Origin of the sequence: Neoaquamicrobium sediminum (assembly GCF_040970315.1) — a bacterium.
GTDB classification, from domain to species: domain Bacteria; phylum Pseudomonadota; class Alphaproteobacteria; order Rhizobiales; family Rhizobiaceae; genus Aerobium; species Aerobium sediminum.
This window is the reverse complement of sequence record NZ_JAZHFV010000001.1, coordinates 298,922-317,237: the sequence shown is the minus strand read 5'-3', so window position 1 is coordinate 317,237 and position 18,316 is coordinate 298,922. Positions and strand designations below refer to the sequence as shown.

Sequence of the window (18,316 nt, the reverse complement as noted above, 5' to 3'; positions counted from 1 at the left end):
GACTCCTTCCGCCGCAGCAACTATTTTCGCCGGCCTGTCTTCCTCCATCCTCACAAGGTCGGAAATGAACCCTGCAGTGCGGCTCCTCGTATGCCTGTGCCTGGTCGCGACAAGCGCTCCGGCTGCTGCGGCAACGCGGGTACCGCCCGGAAACCGCTTCGAGGAGCAGCCGCAGGTGCCGGCAGCTTCGGCCAGCCGGACCCGCGCTGCCAAATCGACCTACGAGGCGAAATACAAGAAGGTCTATGCGCTGCTCGAGAACGACAGTGGCCTGCGCGACAAGATCAAGAAGGTGGCCGCGCAGTACAAGATCGACCCGCTTCACATGGCGGGCGCGATCGTGGGCGAACACACCTACAACGTCGACGCCTATGACCGACTGCAGACCTACTATGTGAAGGCCGTCTCCTACCTCAAGACGAGCTTCAACTTTTCGCATAACGGCGAAAGCGTCAGCGATTTCATCGAGCGCCCGCAATTTTCAGCATGCGCGAAGCTGTCGGACAGTTACGATCTGTGGTCCTGCCGGGAAGCAGTATGGAACAAGGAATTCCGCGGCAAGACGGTCGAAGGAGCCAGCTTTCCCAATGATCGTTTCAGCGCGGTCTTCTTCCAGCCATTCTATGCTGGGCAGACCTTCGGCATCGGCCAGCTCAACCCGTTGACCGCGCTTCAGATGAGCGATCTTGTGGCCAGGGTGTCAGGCCTGCCGAAGCTGGATCATGAGGATCCGCAGCAGGTCTACCGTACGATCATGGACCCGGACCTGACGCTCGCCTATGTCGCCGCGACGCTGAAGAAGTCAATCGAGGCGTACCGCGATATAGCCGGCTACGACATCTCCAAGAACCCAGGCATCACGGCGACGCTCTACAACATCGGCAACCCCGAGCAGCGCGCACAAGCGCTCAAGGCGGAGAACCGCAAGCGCCGAAGTGCTGGCCAGCCGGCGCGGCTGCCGGAAGAGAATTATTATGGCTGGCTTGTGAATGACAAGCTGGACGAACTGAAAAAGCTCTTCTGAGGATCAGCGGCGCTTGCCGCGTTCCTGCATCTCGGCCAGTTGACGAAGCAGGTCCCTTATGTCGTCCTCGTCGAGGCCCGCGATCTGGGATGCAAGGCGATTGGCCAGCAGCGTCGCCGAGGCTGACAGTCCGGTCGTGTCGACAACCACCCGGGGATGGGAGCTTTCCGCGACCCGCTGCAATTCCTCGGCTTCGTCCCAGATGATGTTGAAATAGCCGACGATCTTCTGCACCAGCGGCCAGCTCGGCGCGCCGCGTCTACCGTGCTCCAGAGCCGACAGATAGGCAGGGCTGATGCCGAGCGCAGTCGCCATCTCCTTCTGGGTGACGCCCTTCTTCGCGCGTAAATCACGCATTTTCGTACCGAACGGCGTCATCCCGCGCCGCCTGAACGCCGCAGCCTCACGTAAAGCGCGCCCGAACCGCCGTGGCGCCGTGCCGCATCTTCGTGAGCGCTCACCAGCGCACGAAACGGCGGCGTCGCAAACCAGGCCGGCACCGCCCTGCGCAGGACACCATCGGAACCAAGCGACGAGCCTTTGCCGGTCACGACCAGAACGTGGCGGCGTCCGTCGGCATAAGCGCGATGCAGGAACGAAAGCAGCAGCGTATGCGCCTGGCTTTGCGTCAGGCCGTGAAGGTCGACCTTGCCTTCGATCGGCAGACGACCTTTCGCCAGCTTTTCGCGAACCGGCGCGTCTATCCTGTGCTGTCTTGCATGGTTGGCCGGACGGTTCGGTTCCGCAGACTGTGCCTCGGGGCGAGTCGACCCGGTCTTACGCGGTGCGTCGAGAAGACTGGCGAAGTCCTCGGCGGGCGGTGCCACCTCGTCCACCGCCTTCCCGGGCAACGGCGTCGCCGAACGCGCGACCCTGCCCCACAGGATACGATCCTCCATCGAGAGTTTCTTGTCCGATGGGGCAGTCATGCTGGACCCGCCTCCAGCAAAGCGCGCGGCACCAGCGCGTAGAAATCCGCAGGATGGCGAACCACGCCAGCGATCTCACCGGCAGCATAACCCGAACCGGCAAACAGGTCCCCGCGCGCGGGCCCGACGATTGCCGAGCCGGTATCCTGCGCGATCATCAATCTGCGGAACGGAACGTCGTCGAATGCTCGAAGCGCCGGCGCATCGACGAAAAATGGCGTTGCAAATGTGTGCAGCAGCCGGTCTACAGCCATGGAACGACCGGCCGTCAACGGCACCTTGGCGGCAGCAATCGGCCCCATCCCCGTATCTTCGACCTCGGCGAACCGGAAGAAAATGTAGGAGCGGTTCTGATGCAGGATTTCGTCAACGCGATGCGGGTTGCGCCGGAACCACGCCCTGATCGCCTGCATGGATATTTCGGCGGCCGGTATCTCACCCATCACCACCAACAATCCGCCCGGTCCGGTAAAGCGCTGGCCGGACTTGGCGGTATAGGTGACGCGCTTTACCGAGCCGTCGGGCATCGACAACCGCGCCGCGCCCTGGACGTGTACAAAGAATGCGTCGACGGGATCGGCCAGCCAGGCGAGCGTCGGAGCCCTCTCGCCAACCGCACCCTTCTCGATTGCTGGCCTGTCGAAATATTCCACTATCCCGGCTGATGTCGATCGGCCGAATGCGAGATACGGATCCAGCCCGTCCGGGCGATTCGCGTCATCGACTTTCACGAGATCGTCAGGAACGCCGAGCAATGGCACAGTGAACTCGTCCATGCGCACCGGCGAGGCCGCGACCTCAGGTTCATAAAAGCCGGTGACGAAGCCGGAACCGTCTCCTTCGGGAATTACCCTGCAAGGAAGGAACCAGCGTTCGAAGAATCCCCTGGCTGCTTCGTCATCAAGAGTTTCGGCTGCGTCGGCGGCTTGAAAGGCTTCCTCGAACGCACCCGCGTCGATACCGAGCGAGCCTGACTTATACGGTTTCTGGAGCGCTCGGCGCGCGCTCAATCGGAAAGCCGCAAAAGCCTCGCCATGTCGATCTGCGCGCCAGCCCGGCAGATCGTCGAAACTCGTGGGTTCGAGGAGTGGCGAGAGCGTCACGGCGCAGCCCCGTCGCGCGGTTCTGGCCGAAACGTTCAGTCGTCGGCTTCTGTCGCGACCAATTTCCAGTTCGGATCGCGCGAGCGCGTGTCGCGAGCAAAGGTCCATACATCCTTGACCTCGGCGACCGTCTCCGGATCGCCATCGATCACTTCACCGGCACTGTTGCGGGTCGCCGAAATCAACTCGCTGACGATCCTCAACGTCACATGGGCCTCGCTGCCCTTCATCTCGGTGTTGACGATATCGGCCTTGTCGATGCCAACGAAGGAGGACTGGATCTTCTCCGACCGGCTTTCGCGATCGGCTATCGCCGCGACGAAGCCATCGAAAACTTCCCGCGAAAGAAGGTTCTTCAGCGTGCGGCGATCACCATCGGCGTAGGCCATGACGATCATCTCGTAGGCCATTTTTGCGCCGTCCACGAACGTCTTCGGCTCGAATGACGGGTCGGCGTCGCGGATCGCACGCAGGCTTTTGTTGAGGTCGGTGCCGGGCTTGGCGAATGCGTCTATAGCGGCATAGGCGTCGTCCGCCTCGGACCCGCCCTTGCGACGCGGCAGCGAAACGACGTTCTCCGCGGCGGTAGAATCGGACTTCTCGCTGGTGCGGGCGGACGTATAGGGATCGAATGGCTGGCGTTCGTTACCGGTGCGGCGGCCCAGCACGTTGCGCAACTGGAAAAAGATCACAATTGCCGCGACCAGAAAGAAAATCGTGCCGAAGTCGAAAAATTCCATAGCGTCCGCCAAACCTCTTGTCCGGCAAAGGCCTCGCTTTGCCGGTTGTCCCCTTGCATATAGAACGCATCCCGCCATCATTCAAATCAAAGCGGCGGCACACTATCTAAACTGATCGACCTTAAACGCACCTCACTGGAAAGATCGCATTTTGGCCTTCCCTTTCATCCCCTTGCTGCTGCTTGCATTGCCATTGGCCGAGATCGCCGTATTCGTCATGGTCGGCAGCGAGATCGGTGCACTTGCCACTGTCGGTCTCGTCATAGCCACCACGATCCTGGGCTCGATCCTGTTGCGCGTCCAGGGTTTCGGCATCCTGACACGCATACGTGAAACCATGGATGCAGGCGGGTCTCCGGGCCGGGACCTCGTGCACGGCGTCATGGTGTTGCTGGCGGGGGTGCTGCTCTTTCTTCCCGGCTTCGTCACCGACGCCCTAGGCTTTCTCCTTTTCATTCCACCGATACGCGATCTGGGGTGGCGGCTTATCAGAAGCCGTATCACCATCGTCACCGCCGCTGCGGGTCCAGGCGGCTTTCGCCGGCCGGGACGTGGGCGAACCATCGACCTGGATGAAGACGACTTCGCCCGGGACGACAAGCCGCAGCCCCAGCGCCCCTCGATCACGGACGATCGCTGAGGCCACGCGGGCGACAGGCTCCCAAGCTTGTCACGCCGGACCTGCCATGGTAGCCAACGCCGCGTTTTCATTCCCGGCCGGGAACGGCTGAAATAGAGAGGATTCCGGCTGATGGCCAAGAAACCAGAAGAAACCACGACCCCGCCGCCCGCCGGTGCCGCCAAGGCAGGCAATGGCGCGCAGCCGTCGCTGAACGTACTTGCCCAGTACATCAAGGACCTCTCCTTCGAGAGCCCCGGCGCACCCGCCTCGCTGCGCGGTCGCGACAAGGCGCCCGGCATCAACATCAATGTCAACGTCAATGCGAATCCGATCTCGGAAACCGAATACGACGTGACGCTGACGCTGAACGCGCGGGCCGGTGTCGACAAGGACGTGCTCTTCAATGCTGAGCTGGTCTACGGCGGTGTCTTCCGTGTCGTCGGCTTCCCGCAGGAGCACATGCTGCCGCTTCTCTTTATCGAATGCCCACGGCTTCTCTTCCCGTTTGCCCGCCAGATCATTGCCGACTGCACGCGCAATGGCGGTTTCCCGCCGCTGATGATCGATCCGATCGATTTCGCGCAGATGTTCCAGCAGCGCATGGCCGAGGAGCAGGCCAAGGCCAAGGTGCAGCCGAGCGGCACGGCCTGATCCTGATCAGCGAATCCCCTTCAAAAAGGCCCGGATCGATCCGGGCCTTTTTCTTTTGGCATCGTCTTTAACTGCCGATGGTTTCACGTGAATCGCTGGCTAGCTCGCCGCGGCCTCGTCACGATAGCCGGGCTCAACCTGCAGCCAGATGGCGGATGAACCCAGCGTGGCGACGAGGGCCTGATGGGCCTGGCGGTCCGCCTCGCTGAGCCGCGACGCCAGCGGCCGTTCTCGAAAACGGACCGTCGCTCCGACCGTCTGCTCAACAATCACCGTGGTCGTCTGAACCTGCACATCGAGGCTGAACGCAGCCTGCTTGCCACCCATGAGCTCGATATAGACTTCGGCCAGAAGCTCGGAGTCGAGCAGCGCGCCGTGCTTTTCGCGGTGACTGTTGTCGATGCCGTAGCGCCGACACAGGGCGTCGAGCGAATTCGGCCCCATCGGATGCTTCCGCCGCGCAAGCGCCAGCGTGTCGATCACCCTGCCCGGATCGACGGCCGGCATCCCAAGCCGGGCAAACTCGGCATTCAGAAAGCCGATGTCGAAATTGGCGTTGTGCGCGACGAGCATCGCCCCGTCGAGAAAGGAAACGAGATCATCGGCGATTTGCGGAAAGGTCGGCTTGTCCGCCAGATCGGCGTCGCTGATGCCATGAACGGCAAGCGCCTCAGGATTGACCGTGCGTCCCTGCGCATTGATGTACTGGTGGAAGGTGCGTCCGGTCGGGAACTTGTTGACCAGCTCGATACCGCCGAACTCGATGATGCGGTCCTCGCGGGAATCGAGCCCGGTCGTTTCCGTATCGAATATGATCTCGCGCATCGATTCGCTCCTTTGTGCTCAGGATGCGTGTCGCCAGCGGGTGCGGCAAGCCTCAGCCGACGGCTTCTCTAGGCTTGCCCCCAGTCAATTCATCGACAATCTCGGCGACACGGCGGCGCGCCGCGTCCATGCCCTGCCCTGTATCGATGATATAATCCGCGCGCCGGCGCTTTTCCGCATCCGGCACCTGCCGGGACAGGATTGCCTCGAATTTCTCTTCCGTCATGCCTGCCCTGGCCAGCACCCGTTTCCGCTGCACTTCGGCAGGGGCGGTCACGACGACGATTCGATCGACGCGATCCTCTCCACCGGTCTCGAAAAGCAACGGAATGTCGAGCAGGGCCAGTCTCGCGCCTTCCTGCCGGTGGCGTTCGAGGAACGCATCGGCATCAGCGCGCACCAGAGGATGCACGATCCGCTCCAGATCCTTCAGTGCATCTGGCTGGCCAAGCACCGCCTTCGCAAGCTTTTCCCGGTCGACCACGCCGTCGTGAACGACGCCCGGAAAGCGCTTCTCGATCAGCCCCGCCGCCTTGCCGGCATAGAGGCGATGCACCGTCTCATCGGAATCGTGCACTGGGACGCCTGCGTCGCGGAACATACGCGCCGTCGTCGATTTGCCCATGCCGATCGATCCGGTAAGGCCGAGCACGATCATGAACGAGCTCCCTCAATATCCGCCACGATGATTCCGCGAAGCCGGTCGGTGACCTGTGGCCTTACGCCGAACCAGCGTTCGAACCCCGGAACGGCCTGGTGCAGCAACATGCCAAGACCGTCGACGGTCTTCAATCCTCGCTTTGCGGCGGCTGCGAGAAGCGGTGTCTGCAGCGGCGTATAGACGATGTCGACGACCGTCGCGTTCGCCGGTAGTTGCGCAACGTCCAGCGGCATCTCGCCCTGCCCGTTGAGGCCGACGGAGGTCGTGTTGACCACGAGGTCGCTCGTTGACGCCAGATCATTCGTATCCTGCCAGTGATGTGCCTGAATGCCCGTTCCGAAACGCTCGGAGAGTTCCTCGGCGCGCGCAAAGGTGCGATTGACCAGCCGGATGTCGGCAATGCCTGCCGTCGTTAGCGCGTGAAGGATTGCTCGCGATGCTCCGCCCGCGCCCAGCACCAGCGCCGACTTGGCCGAGCGCCAGGATGAAGCGTGCACATCGAGATCGGCGGCAAAGCCCGCGGCATCGGTGTTGCCCCCGCAGATCGCGCCGCCATCAAGCCAGAGCGTGTTGACCGCGCCGATCGCGCGGGCCGCCTCATCGAGCCGATCAACCAGCCGACACGTCTCTTCCTTGTGCGGGATCGTGACATTGCCGCCAACAAAGCCGCTCTTCGGCAGGTTTCGTATGAAGCGTTCCAGATCGTCGGGAGCGATGTCGATGCGTTCGTAGGTGCCGGAAATTCCGTGACTTTCGAGCCAGTAGCCATGAATGAGTGGGGATCGCGAATGCGCGATGGGATGGCCGATGACGAAGGCCTTCATCGTCTCAGCCATCGATGGCCTGCATTTCGCGAAGCTTTGCGAGCAGCGGCAACAGCGGCATTCCGACGATGGTGAAGTGGTCGCCCTCGATCGTCTCAAAGAGCTGAATGCCTTCGCCCTCGATCTGGTATGCGCCGACGCTCGAAAGCGCCTTCTCGCCGACATGCGACAGATGCCGGCCTATGAAGCCCGGATCAAGTTCGCGCATGGTCAGCCGCGCGACGCCGACATGGCGCCATAACACCTCTCCGTCCCGCATCAGGACGACGGCGCTGTTCAACTGATGCGTCCTTCCCGAAAGCGCCAGCAGACGGCGGCGGGCTTCCTCCATGTCGCGCGGTTTGTGCAGCACTTCATCGCCAAGCGACAGGGTCTGGTCGGTGCCGATGACCAGCGCGCCGGGGCGATCCTGGGAAACTTCGAGGGCCTTGGCCTCGGCAAGTATCAAGGCCAGGTCTTCCGGACCCACGCCCGAGTTGGCGACCGCGGCTTCAACTGCGCGCTCGTCGATCTGCGGCTTCTCGACCTCGATCTCGAGGCCTGCATCTTCGAGCATCTTCCTGCGAAACGGGCTGCCCGAGGCGAGTACGATGGCGTCCGACATGATGCGATCTCCTGTCCGGCGGGGGTTAACGTGTCTTACCGCGCAGTGCAACGATGGCCGCCGCGGTTTCCTCGATCGAGCGACGGCTGACATCGATGGTCGGCCAGCCGTGTCGCGCACAGAGCTGCCGGGCATAGGCAAGCTCCTGTGCAATGACGGTGCGGTCGACATAGCTTTGCGAGTCGTAGCCGACCGAACTGCCCAATATGCGGTTCTGGCGGACATGGGAGATGCGCTCGGCGGTTGCGATCAGCCCCACGACAAGCGGACGCTTGGCATAGATGACACTTTCGGGAACGGGTACGCCCAGCACGATCGGGATATTGGCAGTCTTGATACCGCGATTGGCGAGATAGATGCTGGTCGGCGTTTTCGATGTCCGCGATATACCCATCAGGATGACGTCGGCCTCCTCGACATCGTTGATGAGCTGCCCGTCATCGTGCTCCATGGTGTAGTTGAGCGCATCGATGCGGCGGAAATATTGCGCGTCGAGAACATGCTGCGCGCCGACGCGGCGCCCGGCAGGCGCCCCGAGATAAGACTGGAACACCGCAAGCACCGGCTCGAGCACCGAGACACAGGGCAGGCCCATCGCCGCGCATCGATTGTCTATGAGACGCCCGAGTTCCTGATCGACAACAGTGTAGAGGACGATGCCCGGCGTTTCATCGATCTCACCGAGCACTTTGAGAAGCTGTTTTTCCGTCCGGATCAGCGGATAGATATGCTCGATCGCGCGCGCATCCTTGTATTGCGCGGCAGCGGCACGGCCGGCCGCGAGCAGCGTCTCGCCGGTCGCATCCGAGATGAGGTGAAGGTGGAAGAAGCTCTGCGGTTTATTCACAGCCCGGACCGGCCCCTGTTGGCAATTGTGGATACCGGGCAGAGTTTTCCCGCCGGGCGGAGCCGGACTGTATCAGACCCCCGTTCATCCACAATTCACCCTACGCTGGAGATCGAAACGGTGATGTGCGTTAGATTGGGGAAATCAGTCGGTTGTTCAGCATGCATGACCGGACATGCGAATCCGGCAGCGCTGCAACATATTGATTCCAAAAGGCGATCGGGAGCTATCCGGGTAATTCACAGGCCTCTATGAAAATCCGCTGCGTCGCTTTGCGCGTTGAGTTTTCACCGCTGCAGGTGGACAAGCCGTAATTGCCGATTCCAACAGAGTCATAGAATCAAAAGATTCTCTTAAAAGATTCTTTCTTTATTTCAGGCGCCAATCCGGAGAGGACCAGCATGACCGAAAAACGGATCGTCATGGACGTGCTGCGGGGAGAAACGGTCTTCCCTCCTCCCATCTGGATGATGCGACAGGCTGGCCGCTATCTGCCGGAGTATCGTGAGACGCGAGCTCGAGCCGGAAGCTTCCTCGATCTCTGCTACAACCCGGATCTGGCTGTGGAGGTAACCCTTCAACCGATCCGCCGCTTCGGCTTCGATGCTTCGATCCTGTTCTCCGACATCCTGGTTGTCCCGCATGCGCTTGGCCGAGACCTGCGCTTCGAAGAAGGTCGCGGCCCCTTGATGACACCGATCGAGCCCGATGAAATCGAGCGCCTTAAGGGTGCTGGCTTTCATGATCACCTTGCCCCGGTCTACGAGACCGTGCGCAGACTGCGGAGCGAGCTTCCTGCCGCAACGACGTTGCTGGGCTTCTGCGGTGCGCCATGGACTGTCGCGACCTACATGATTGCCGGCCATGGGACGCCGGACCAGGCTCCAGGACGGCTTTTCGGGTACAGGCACCCGGAAAGCCTGCGCGAGCTCCTGGAGACACTTGCAGACCGGTCGGCAGACTATCTCATTCGCCAGATCGATGCGGGAGCCGACGCTGTCCAGATATTCGATTCCTGGTCGGGCGTGCTCGATGAAGCCTGCTTCGAAGCCTATTGCATCGAACCGGTAGCCCGAATGGTGAAGCGTGTTCGAGCGGTACATCCGAAAACGCCAATCATCGGCTTTCCGAAAGGTGCAGGTACGCTCTACGGGTCATATCGCTCGAAGACGGGCGTTGATGCCCTCGGTCTCGACTGGAGCGTTCCCTGGAGCCAGGCGTTGTCGCTGCAGGCCGAAGGCGCCGTGCAGGGCAATCTCGATCCGTTGCGGCTGGTTGCCGGCGGCAAGGCGCTGGAAGATGGTGTTGCTGCCATCCTGCGCAGGCTTGGTGACGGCCCCCTAGTCTTCAATCTCGGGCACGGGATAACGCCCGAAGCACCGATTGCGCATGTCGAAGCGATGGTCCGGATGGTGCGGGAGGCGAGATAATGACCGAACCGCAAATCAAATCCGAGGCTGGCCCGGCCATGCGGGCGGCAGGCGCTCTGGCGATAGTGGCTGTGCTGGCGGCGCTGCTGTTCTGGCTCGATCCCGTCGCTCTTTATCCGTGGGTCAAGGCCGCCCACGTGATCGCTGTCATTTCGTGGATGGCGGGGATGCTCTATCTGCCGAGGCTGTTCGTCTATCACGCCGAGGCCGAGCGGGGCTCGGACAAGTCCGAGACATTCAAGGTTATGGAGCGCCGGCTTCTGCGTGCGATCATCAATCCGGCGATGGTGGCAACCTGGGTGCTTGGGCTCTGGCTGGCCTGGCGAGGCTTCGGGTTCGTGGGCGGCTGGCTGCATGCAAAGATCGCCGCCGTGCTTCTGCTTTCCGGCGTGCACGGGTACCTCTCGGCCTCGGTGCGGCGCTTCGCTGAAGATCGCAACGAGAGGCCAACCCACCATTGGCGTATCGTCAACGAGATCCCGACGGTGCTTATGATCGTAATTGTGATCCTCGTGGTGGTGAAACCCTTCTAAATCGGGAACGGAATTCCCATATTGCGCTTTAGGAGGAGGGACGCTAAGAGTCACATCCTCTCTCCCCGCATGGCGTAGTGCTTTCTGTCTTTCCAGGCGCGTCCCGCGCTCACTCTCGCCCCGCACCCCCTCCTGTTGCCCATTCCAGAGTCCGCATCATGCAGGAAATGAAACTACAAGAGCTGAAAAGCAAAGGTCCCACGGACCTGATCGCGTTCGCCGAATCGCTCGAGGTCGAGAATGCCAGCGTCCTGCGCAAGCAGGAGTTGATGTTTGCGATTCTCAAGAAGCTCGCGGCGCAGGACATCGAGATTATCGGCGAGGGTGTTGTCGAGGTGCTGCAGGACGGCTTCGGCTTTCTGCGCTCCGCCAATGCCAACTATCTGCCAGGTCCGGACGACATCTACATCTCGCCGTCGCAGATCCGGCGCTTCTCGCTGAAGACCGGTGACACTGTCGAAGGCCCGATCCGCAGCCCGAAGGAAGGCGAGCGCTATTTCGCGTTGCTGAAGGTCAATACGATCAACTTCGAGGATCCCGAGAAGATCCGGCACAAGATCCACTTCGACAATCTGACACCGCTCTATCCCAATGAGCGGCTGCGTATGGAAACGGAAAACCCGACGACCAAGGATCTGTCGGCCCGCGTCATCGATCTGGTCGCCCCGCTCGGCAAGGGCCAGCGTGGCCTGATTGTCGCGCCGCCGCGCACAGGTAAGACGGTACTGCTGCAGAACATTGCGCATTCGGTCGCTACCAACCATCCGGAAGCATATCTGATCGTGCTGCTCATCGACGAGCGCCCGGAAGAAGTGACCGACATGCAACGCTCGGTGAAGGGCGAAGTCGTGTCCTCGACCTTCGACGAACCCGCGGTCCGTCACGTTCAGGTGGCCGAGATGGTCATCGAGAAGGCCAAGCGCCTCGTGGAGCATGGTCGCGACGTCGTGATCCTGCTCGATTCGATCACGCGCCTGGGCCGCGCCTACAACACGGTTGTTCCGTCTTCCGGCAAGGTGCTGACCGGTGGTGTGGATGCCAACGCCCTGCAGCGTCCGAAGCGCTTCTTCGGTGCGGCACGCAACATCGAGGAAGGCGGATCGCTAACGATCATCGCGACCGCGCTGATCGATACCGGCAGCCGTATGGACGAGGTGATCTTCGAGGAGTTCAAGGGTACGGGTAACTCCGAAATCGTGCTCGACCGCAAGGTCGCTGACAAGCGTATCTTCCCTTCGATGGACATCCTCAAGTCCGGCACCCGCAAGGAAGACCTGCTGGTTGCGCGTCAGGATCTGCAGAAGATCTTCGTGCTGCGCCGCATTCTGGCCCCTATGGGAACCACGGATGCGATCGAGTTCCTGATCGACAAGCTGAAGCAGACGAAGACAAACTCGGACTTCTTCGACTCGATGAATACGTGATGTCAGCCGGCCGGCCTGCGAAGCAGGTCGGCAAGCTCGGCTCCGGAGTGAACCGGCGGCAAACAGCTCTGGCCGATACAGAGCCAGGCGCCTGGACGGGTGGTGTCCAGCACTGCTCCACCAGGCAATTCGACACGATCAATGGCGCCTTCTCCGACGTCTAGAAACGTGTCGGTTCTCAGAAAATCCGGGAAGCGATTCGCCTCCGTAACAAGCTTCTTCTTGTCATCGTCGACGATGACCAGCTTTCGAGGCTGCCGAGCTTGTTCGGCTGAACAAATGATACCGGCCTGTCCGTAACGCTGCTGGGCGATCCGCCCCAGGGCCGCTTCGGCGGCGGTCACTGTGCGACCGTAGAGCAAGTCGTCTCCCGTCAGCATCGAGAGCCTTAGCATAGCCCGGATGGTCTGGGCTGTGGCGCTCGGCCCTGCCTCGTCGACGTCGCCACGTATGCGCATCGGCACATCCACGGCGTCGCTCGCTGTCAGATAGTGCCCTTTGCCATCCTCGTCGGCGTGCCAGCGATCGAGCATCTCAAGCCAATCTCGCCCCTTGGCCGCATATTCTCTGCTGCCTGTCGCTTCGGACAAGGAGATGGCTGCATTGATCATCGCCGCATAGTCCGTCGACATACAGGGAAAGAGCCGGTCCTCACCGAGGATGGAGTGAGGAAGCCGGCCGTCAACGGTCGATTCGGCTACGCAATGAAAGGCGCCCTGCGCAAGTTCCAGCCAGTCGCCGCGCCTGAACACCCGGGCAGCGTTCGCGATGGCGGCGATTGCCTGACCGTTCCAGTCGACAAGCAGCTTCTCGTCGCGACCGGGACGGACCCGGTGCCCGCGTTCAGCCATAAGTCTTTGCTTTGCCTCAATAAAAAATGGGTCGGCGTCGGCTTCGCCAAGCTCGGGCGATGACAGCCGGTGCAATATCGGGTCGCCTTCCCAGCCTTCTGGTGCCGTCAGCTCGTAGATGGAAAGAAAGCGCGCCGCGTCAGCTTCGCCGAGGACCGCGTTCAGTTCTTCGCGAGTCCAGAGATAGAACTTACCCTCTTTCCCTTCGCTATCGGCATCCAGGCTTGAAGCGAAGCCTCCTTCTGGCAACATCATTTCGCGTTGAAGCCAGCCAATCGTCTCTTCGATTCGGAGACGAAACAGATCGGCGCCGGTTGCACCGTAAGCCGCGGTGGCAAGTTCGATAAGCTGCGCATTATCATAGAGCATCTTTTCGAAGTGCGGCACCAACCAGCGGTCATCGACCGCGTAGCGGCATAATCCGCCACCGATGTGGTCGTAGATGCCGCCGCCGAGCATCATTTGAAGGCTGGAAAGGACGGAATCGCGGTGAGCCGGTACGCCGTGTTGCAGCCAGCTCGTCCATAAGGTGTACATAAAGGGCGCATTCGGGAACTTTGGCGCGCCGCGCAGCCCACCTTTTACCTGATCGATCGACGACTGGATCGATTCTGCGAGGGCAGGCAAAAGGCCTGCATCCATGGCGACGATGTCGGTGTTGGGCGCGAGCCTGGAGCGTACATGGTCTGCCAGGGCGCCTGCGCTTCGTGCGAGTTCGTCCCGCTTGTCGTCCCAGGTTCGCGCGACCGCTTCCAGAACCTGTATGAAGCCTGGCCGGCCGTAACGTGGTTCCTTTGGAAAGTAGGTGCCTCCCCAGAATGGCTGTCCGTCGGGAGTGAGGAAGATGGTTAGCGGCCACCCACCTTGTTCGCCCATGGCTGTCAAGGCCGCCATATAGATCTGGTCTATATCTGGCCGCTCCTCGCGATCAACCTTGATGTTCACGAAAAGGCGGTTCATGACAGCCGCGACTTCGTTGTCTTCAAAGCTCTCATGGGCCATGACATGGCACCAGTGACAGGCGGCGTAACCGACTGAAAGCAAAATCGGCTTCCCGGCGCTGGCAGCTTCGTCGAGTGCGGCTCGCGACCAGGGCCGCCAATGTACGGGATTGTCCTTGTGCTGCCGCAGATAGGGGCTGCTTTCGTGAGCGAGCAGATTCTGAGATAGATTCGTCATGACACACCGTTGCTGGCAGCGAAGGTAGGGCGCAGGCAGTGAGCCATCAATCCTTATTCCGCGATACGATCTTCGCCCTATCGTCCGGCGGGCTTCCCTCGGGCGTCGCGGTGATTCGGCTTTCAGGGCCCCAAACGGTCGCGGTTCTTGCAAGCATGACTGCGGAGCGCATCCCGCCGCCACGCAAGGCCGCGCTCAGGGAGCTCGTCGGCGATGACGGTGAACCGCTGGATCGTGCCATTGTGATCAATTTCCCGGGTCCGGCGAGCTTTACTGGAGATGACTGCGCGGAACTTCATGTCCATGGAGGCAAGGCGGTCGTTGCGGCCGTACTGGAGCATCTGGGCAGGAAAGACGGCCTGCGCGCGGCCGAAGCGGGAGAGTTTACCCGCCGCGCGTTTCTGAATGGAAAGCTCGACCTGACCAGCGCCGAAGGCCTGGCCGATCTGGTCGCCGCAGAAACGGAGCTCCAGCGCAGAATGGCGCTGATCAATGCAGAAGGCGGCCAGCGTGACATCTACGACGGGTGGCGCAAGCGCCTGTTGCATGCTCGAGCAATGATCGAGGCGGAACTGGACTTTGCAGATGAAGGCGACGTACCGGGCTCTGTCGCCGCAGAGGTGTGGACTGATATGTCGGCGATGCAGCAAGAAATTGCTAACCATATCAACGGCTACCACGCGGCCGAGATCATAAGAGACGGGTACCGGGTGGTGCTGTTGGGTGCGCCTAATGCGGGCAAATCCAGCCTACTCAACGCCTTGGCCCGGCGTGACGTTGCGATCGTGACTGAAATTGCGGGTACGACGCGTGACCTTGTTGAAGTATCGCTCGACCTGGATGGGCTGAAGGTCATTGTCACGGATACGGCCGGGTTGCGCGATTCTTCCGACACGGTTGAGCGGATCGGTATTGAGCGAGCTCTCAGGGCTGCCGAGGAGGCGGACCTCGTCCTCAAGCTTAAGGATGGCTCACCAGATATGCCTGGCTTTGATCTGGCTGACCTTGAGAGCAAAGCGCTGTCGGTGGGGACGAAGGCCGATATTGCCCCACATCGTACTGGTGAGTTTCACCATATCGTTTCGGTGATCGACGGCGCCGGCCTGTCTGCTTTGATTGAGGACATCGGACGGCATGCCAAGGGTGCTGTCTCCGCGGCGTCCGGCGTCCTTCCGTCGAGGTTGCGTCAGTTGGAGCTGCTTCGGTCATGCGGACATCATCTCTCTCTCGCTGCCGAGGTGCAACAGGAGCTTGAGCTGCGCGCGGAGGAGCTGCGTTTGGCGGGCGATGCTTTGGGGCGGATCACAGGGGCGATAGACGTCGAAGATTTGCTCGGCGTCATCTTCTCGGAGTTCTGTATCGGCAAATGACTCACGTGAAACACTGACTGGCGAGGCGCAAAGCACTGACTCACGTGAAACATCGAGCCACTGCTCCCATGGAAATCGTTTCACGTGAAACCGCGTTGCGGCTTGACTTCGCCGGCGGTCGGGAACATCTGTTCGATCGACTAAAGAGACGGGATCATGACCGAAAACTTCGACGTCATCGTTATCGGCGGCGGCCATGCCGGCTGCGAGGCAGCTTCAGCCTCGGCACGGGTAGGTGCGCAAACCGCGCTCGTGACGATGAAGCGCGATACAATTGGGGTGATGTCTTGCAATCCTGCCATTGGCGGCTTGGGAAAGGGCCATCTGGTTCGGGAAATCGACGCGCTGGACGGGCTTATGGGCCGTGTTGCCGATCGTGCCGGCATTCAGTTTCGCTTGCTTAACAGGCGGAAGGGACCGGCGGTCCGCGGTCCGAGAACACAGGCAGATCGCAAGCTCTATCGGCACGCAATGCAGGAAGCCATTGCAAATCAACTAAACCTCGAAGTCGTCGAAGGCGAAGTTTTCGATCTGCAATTCCAGAACAATCGGGTCGCAGGCGTGGTTTTAGCCGACGGCCGACGGTTAAGCTGTGCGGCAGTTGTTCTGACTACCGGCACCTTCCTCCGCGGACTGATCCATATTGGTGACGAGCGCTTCCCGGCCGGCCGCATGGGCGAGGAAGCCTCTCTGGGGCTTTCTGCTACAATGAGCCGCCTTGGTTTCAAGCTGGGCCGCCTGAAAACGGGTACGCCGCCGCGCATCGACGGGCGTACCATTGACTGGCAATCGCTGGACAAGCAATTGGCGGACGAGTATCCCGAACCCTTCTCATTGCTGACGGATTCGATCGACAACCCCCAAATTGCCTGCGGTGTAACGCGAACGACATCCGAAACGCACGACATCATCCGCGCTAACCTGTCTCGCTCTGCCATGTATTCGGGCTCTATCGAAGGCATCGGTCCGCGCTATTGCCCATCCATCGAGGACAAGATTGTCAAGTTTGGCGATCGCGACGGCCATCAGATATTTCTGGAGCCTGAGGGTCTGGACGACGACACCGTCTACCCCAATGGCATCTCCACATCTCTTCCCCGGGATGCGCAAGAGGCGCTCGTTGCGTCGATCCCTGGCTTGGAACGGGCTTCAATCACGCAGCCGGGTTACGCGATCGAATACGACCATGTCGATCCACGCGAACTCGAAACGACGCTCGAAACCCGCCGCGCACCGGGCCTCTATCTGGCCGGGCAAATAAACGGCACGACGGGCTATGAAGAAGCCGCGGCGCAAGGTCTCGTGGCCGGAATGAACGCTGCGCGCGCGGCGGGTGGCCTCGACCCGGTCGTTTTCGGAAGGGGCGATGCCTATATCGGCGTCCTTGTCGACGATCTGACTCGCCGGGGGGTAACAGAGCCCTATCGAATGTTCACGTCTCGGGCGGAGTTCAGGCTGTCGCTCCGCGCCGACAACGCCGATGAGCGACTGACGCCATTGGCCATCGATCTTGGCATTGCGAGTGAAGCGCGTAGCAAGCGATTCGGTCAGGCCCGCCACGAGTTGGAACGGGCACGGGAACTAGCGAAATCGTTGTCGATAACGCCGAATGAAGCAACGGGCTTTGGCCTCAATCTTAACAAGGATGGGCAGCGTCGAACTGCCTACGATCTTCTATCCTATCCCGATATGATCTTGCAGCGACTGAGCGCAATCTGGCCGGAGCTTGGCACCATAACGGGCAAGACGGGCGAGCGGCTCGAAACTGAGGCCCGTTACGCAGTCTATCTGGACCGTCAACAGGCGGATGTCGCCGTACTGAAGCGGGAGGAAGCGCGAGCCATTCCGGAGGGCTTGGATTTTACGATGCTACCCGGGCTCTCAAACGAGTTGAAGCAGAAGCTGGCGAACCGCCGGCCGCGATCCCTGGCGGAAGCACAGCGGATCGACGGCATGACACCAGCCGCGCTCGCCATTATCATCTCTGCCCTACACCAGAACGATCATCGTGAGCGGGGCGCAGCGTGACTGGTAATCGCCGCGAAGAAATTCGTGACGTTGCCGGAACAGTTTCACGTGAAACACTGGAGCGACTCGAGTCGTTTGAAGCAGAGTTTCGCAAGTGGTCTACACGGATAAATCTCGCTGCCCCTTCAACGCTGGACGCGCTTTGGAGCCGGCATATCCTCGACAGCGCACAACTCGCCGCGCTGAAACCGGGCGCGCTGAAATGGCTCGATCTTGGCTCTGGGGGCGGGTTTCCGGGCGCGGTGATAGCAATCCTTCTCCGAGAGCGCAGTGGGGCGAGTATCGAGCTCGTCGAAAGCAACCATAAGAAGGCAGCGTTTCTGCGAAGCGTGCTGGGCTCCCTCGGGGCCCCGGCAAAGGTGAACATATGCAGGATCGAGCAAGCATCCGGCATTGGCGAAGGCGTGGAAATCGTCACCGCGCGGGCGCTGGCCCCACTTCCCAAGCTACTCGACCTGTCGGCGCATTGGTTGACAGGCGGGGCGACGGCTCTCTTTCACAAAGGGCGGGATTACGCGACAGAAATCGCCGAAAGCCGTGACGCCTGGCAATTCGATCTGATAGAACATCGGAGCAAGATCGATCCGACAAGCCGAATCCTCGAACTTTCGAAGGTTGAACGGGGTCGATCACGACCAGATATCGCCAACAAGCCTGTCCGGTGACTGTCC

Annotated in this window: 19 protein-coding genes; 9 read left to right on the top strand and 10 right to left on the bottom strand. The window is 61.0% G+C overall.

Translation table 11 applies throughout. The features are described from left to right. Positions 1 to 64 precede the first annotated feature (64 nt). Positions 65 to 1,024 (top strand): DUF1402 family protein, encoded by a 960-nt coding sequence (locus tag V1479_RS01550; protein WP_368801365.1) that lies wholly within the window; start codon positions 65 to 67, stop codon positions 1,022 to 1,024. A 3-nt stretch (positions 1,025 to 1,027) separates the two neighbouring features. Here the strand turns inward: V1479_RS01550 and V1479_RS01545 are convergent, their stop codons facing one another. From V1479_RS01545 to V1479_RS01530, 4 genes are read right to left on the bottom strand one after another with little or no spacing between them, the layout of a single operon-like run. After that, entirely contained in the window at positions 1,028 to 1,402 is a 375-nt protein-coding gene (locus tag V1479_RS01545; protein WP_173188673.1) for a helix-turn-helix domain-containing protein, read from the bottom strand. Further along, positions 1,399 to 1,953 (bottom strand): Smr/MutS family protein, encoded by a 555-nt coding sequence (locus tag V1479_RS01540; protein WP_368801364.1) that lies wholly within the window; start codon positions 1,951 to 1,953, stop codon positions 1,399 to 1,401. Before V1479_RS01540 ends, V1479_RS01545 begins: the two co-directional genes overlap by 4 nt. After that, positions 1,950 to 3,056, bottom strand: coding sequence for a murein transglycosylase A (mltA, locus tag V1479_RS01535; RefSeq protein ID WP_368801363.1), 1,107 nt, complete (start codon positions 3,054 to 3,056; stop codon positions 1,950 to 1,952). Before mltA ends, V1479_RS01540 begins: the two co-directional genes overlap by 4 nt. A gap of 35 nt (positions 3,057 to 3,091) precedes the next feature. Next, entirely contained in the window at positions 3,092 to 3,796 is a 705-nt protein-coding gene (locus tag V1479_RS01530; RefSeq protein ID WP_368801362.1) for a Tim44/TimA family putative adaptor protein, read from the bottom strand. A 151-nt stretch (positions 3,797 to 3,947) separates the two neighbouring features. Here V1479_RS01530 and V1479_RS01525 point away from each other — a divergent pair, with 151 nt between their 5' ends. Both V1479_RS01525 and secB read left to right on the top strand, forming a co-directional pair. Next, on the top strand, positions 3,948 to 4,436 hold the full coding sequence (locus tag V1479_RS01525) for an FxsA family protein (RefSeq protein ID WP_173188681.1): 489 nt from the start codon (positions 3,948 to 3,950) through the stop codon (positions 4,434 to 4,436). Between the two features lie 111 nt (positions 4,437 to 4,547). Next, positions 4,548 to 5,069 carry a protein-export chaperone SecB gene (gene secB, locus V1479_RS01520; RefSeq protein ID WP_368801361.1) on the top strand — a complete coding sequence of 174 codons (522 nt, stop codon included), beginning with the start codon at positions 4,548 to 4,550 and terminating at the stop codon, positions 5,067 to 5,069. A gap of 99 nt (positions 5,070 to 5,168) precedes the next feature. On the opposite strand, the gene dnaQ is transcribed toward secB, so the two are convergent. Genes dnaQ through V1479_RS01495 form a run of 5 tightly spaced genes read right to left on the bottom strand, consistent with a single transcriptional unit; the run spans position 5,169 to position 8,830 of the window. After that, entirely contained in the window at positions 5,169 to 5,894 is a 726-nt protein-coding gene (gene dnaQ / locus V1479_RS01515) for a DNA polymerase III subunit epsilon (protein ID WP_368801360.1), read from the bottom strand. A 52-nt stretch (positions 5,895 to 5,946) separates the two neighbouring features. Then, the gene (gene coaE / locus V1479_RS01510) at positions 5,947 to 6,552 is read right to left on the bottom strand and encodes a dephospho-CoA kinase (protein WP_368801359.1); all 606 of its coding nucleotides are present in this window, start codon (positions 6,550 to 6,552) and stop codon (positions 5,947 to 5,949) included. Next, positions 6,549 to 7,391: a shikimate dehydrogenase gene (locus V1479_RS01505; protein WP_368801358.1), complete on the bottom strand. Its 843-nt coding sequence runs from the start codon at positions 7,389 to 7,391 to the stop codon at positions 6,549 to 6,551. The genes coaE and V1479_RS01505 overlap by 4 nt, the downstream gene beginning before the upstream one ends. Beyond that, positions 7,384 to 7,983, bottom strand: coding sequence for a Maf-like protein (locus tag V1479_RS01500; protein ID WP_368801357.1), 600 nt, complete (start codon positions 7,981 to 7,983; stop codon positions 7,384 to 7,386). Before V1479_RS01500 ends, V1479_RS01505 begins: the two co-directional genes overlap by 8 nt. Positions 7,984 to 8,008: 25 nt before the next feature. Next, positions 8,009 to 8,830, bottom strand: a complete 822-nt coding sequence (locus V1479_RS01495) for a pyruvate, water dikinase regulatory protein (RefSeq protein WP_173188692.1) — start codon at positions 8,828 to 8,830, stop codon at positions 8,009 to 8,011. A 401-nt stretch (positions 8,831 to 9,231) separates the two neighbouring features. On the opposite strand from V1479_RS01495, the gene hemE reads away from it, so the two are divergent. From hemE to rho, 3 genes are all read left to right on the top strand, one after another. Beyond that, complete coding sequence (gene hemE, locus V1479_RS01490) at positions 9,232 to 10,260, top strand: uroporphyrinogen decarboxylase (protein WP_368801356.1); 1,029 nt, start codon at positions 9,232 to 9,234, stop codon at positions 10,258 to 10,260. Continuing rightward, a complete protein-coding gene (gene hemJ / locus V1479_RS01485; RefSeq protein WP_368801355.1) occupies positions 10,260 to 10,793 on the top strand; it encodes a protoporphyrinogen oxidase HemJ in 534 nt (177 codons plus the stop codon). Before hemE ends, hemJ begins: the two co-directional genes overlap by 1 nt. A gap of 158 nt (positions 10,794 to 10,951) precedes the next feature. Then, positions 10,952 to 12,217: a transcription termination factor Rho gene (rho, locus tag V1479_RS01480; protein ID WP_173188697.1), complete on the top strand. Its 1,266-nt coding sequence runs from the start codon at positions 10,952 to 10,954 to the stop codon at positions 12,215 to 12,217. 2 nt (positions 12,218 to 12,219) lie between these two features. Here rho and V1479_RS01475 read toward each other — a convergent pair whose 3' ends face one another. Next, the gene (locus V1479_RS01475; RefSeq protein WP_368801354.1) at positions 12,220 to 14,247 is read right to left on the bottom strand and encodes a thioredoxin domain-containing protein; all 2,028 of its coding nucleotides are present in this window, start codon (positions 14,245 to 14,247) and stop codon (positions 12,220 to 12,222) included. A 38-nt stretch (positions 14,248 to 14,285) separates the two neighbouring features. Here V1479_RS01475 and mnmE point away from each other — a divergent pair, with 38 nt between their 5' ends. The 3 genes from mnmE (at position 14,286) to rsmG (ending at position 18,310) form a co-directional block, all read left to right on the top strand. After that, on the top strand, positions 14,286 to 15,617 hold the full coding sequence (mnmE, locus tag V1479_RS01470; RefSeq protein WP_368801353.1) for a tRNA uridine-5-carboxymethylaminomethyl(34) synthesis GTPase MnmE: 1,332 nt from the start codon (positions 14,286 to 14,288) through the stop codon (positions 15,615 to 15,617). Positions 15,618 to 15,773: 156 nt separating this feature from the next. Further along, positions 15,774 to 17,645, top strand: a complete 1,872-nt coding sequence (gene mnmG, locus V1479_RS01465; protein ID WP_368801352.1) for a tRNA uridine-5-carboxymethylaminomethyl(34) synthesis enzyme MnmG — start codon at positions 15,774 to 15,776, stop codon at positions 17,643 to 17,645. Then, complete coding sequence (gene rsmG / locus V1479_RS01460; RefSeq protein WP_368801351.1) at positions 17,642 to 18,310, top strand: 16S rRNA (guanine(527)-N(7))-methyltransferase RsmG; 669 nt, start codon at positions 17,642 to 17,644, stop codon at positions 18,308 to 18,310. The genes mnmG and rsmG overlap by 4 nt, the downstream gene beginning before the upstream one ends. Positions 18,311 to 18,316 lie beyond the last annotated feature (6 nt).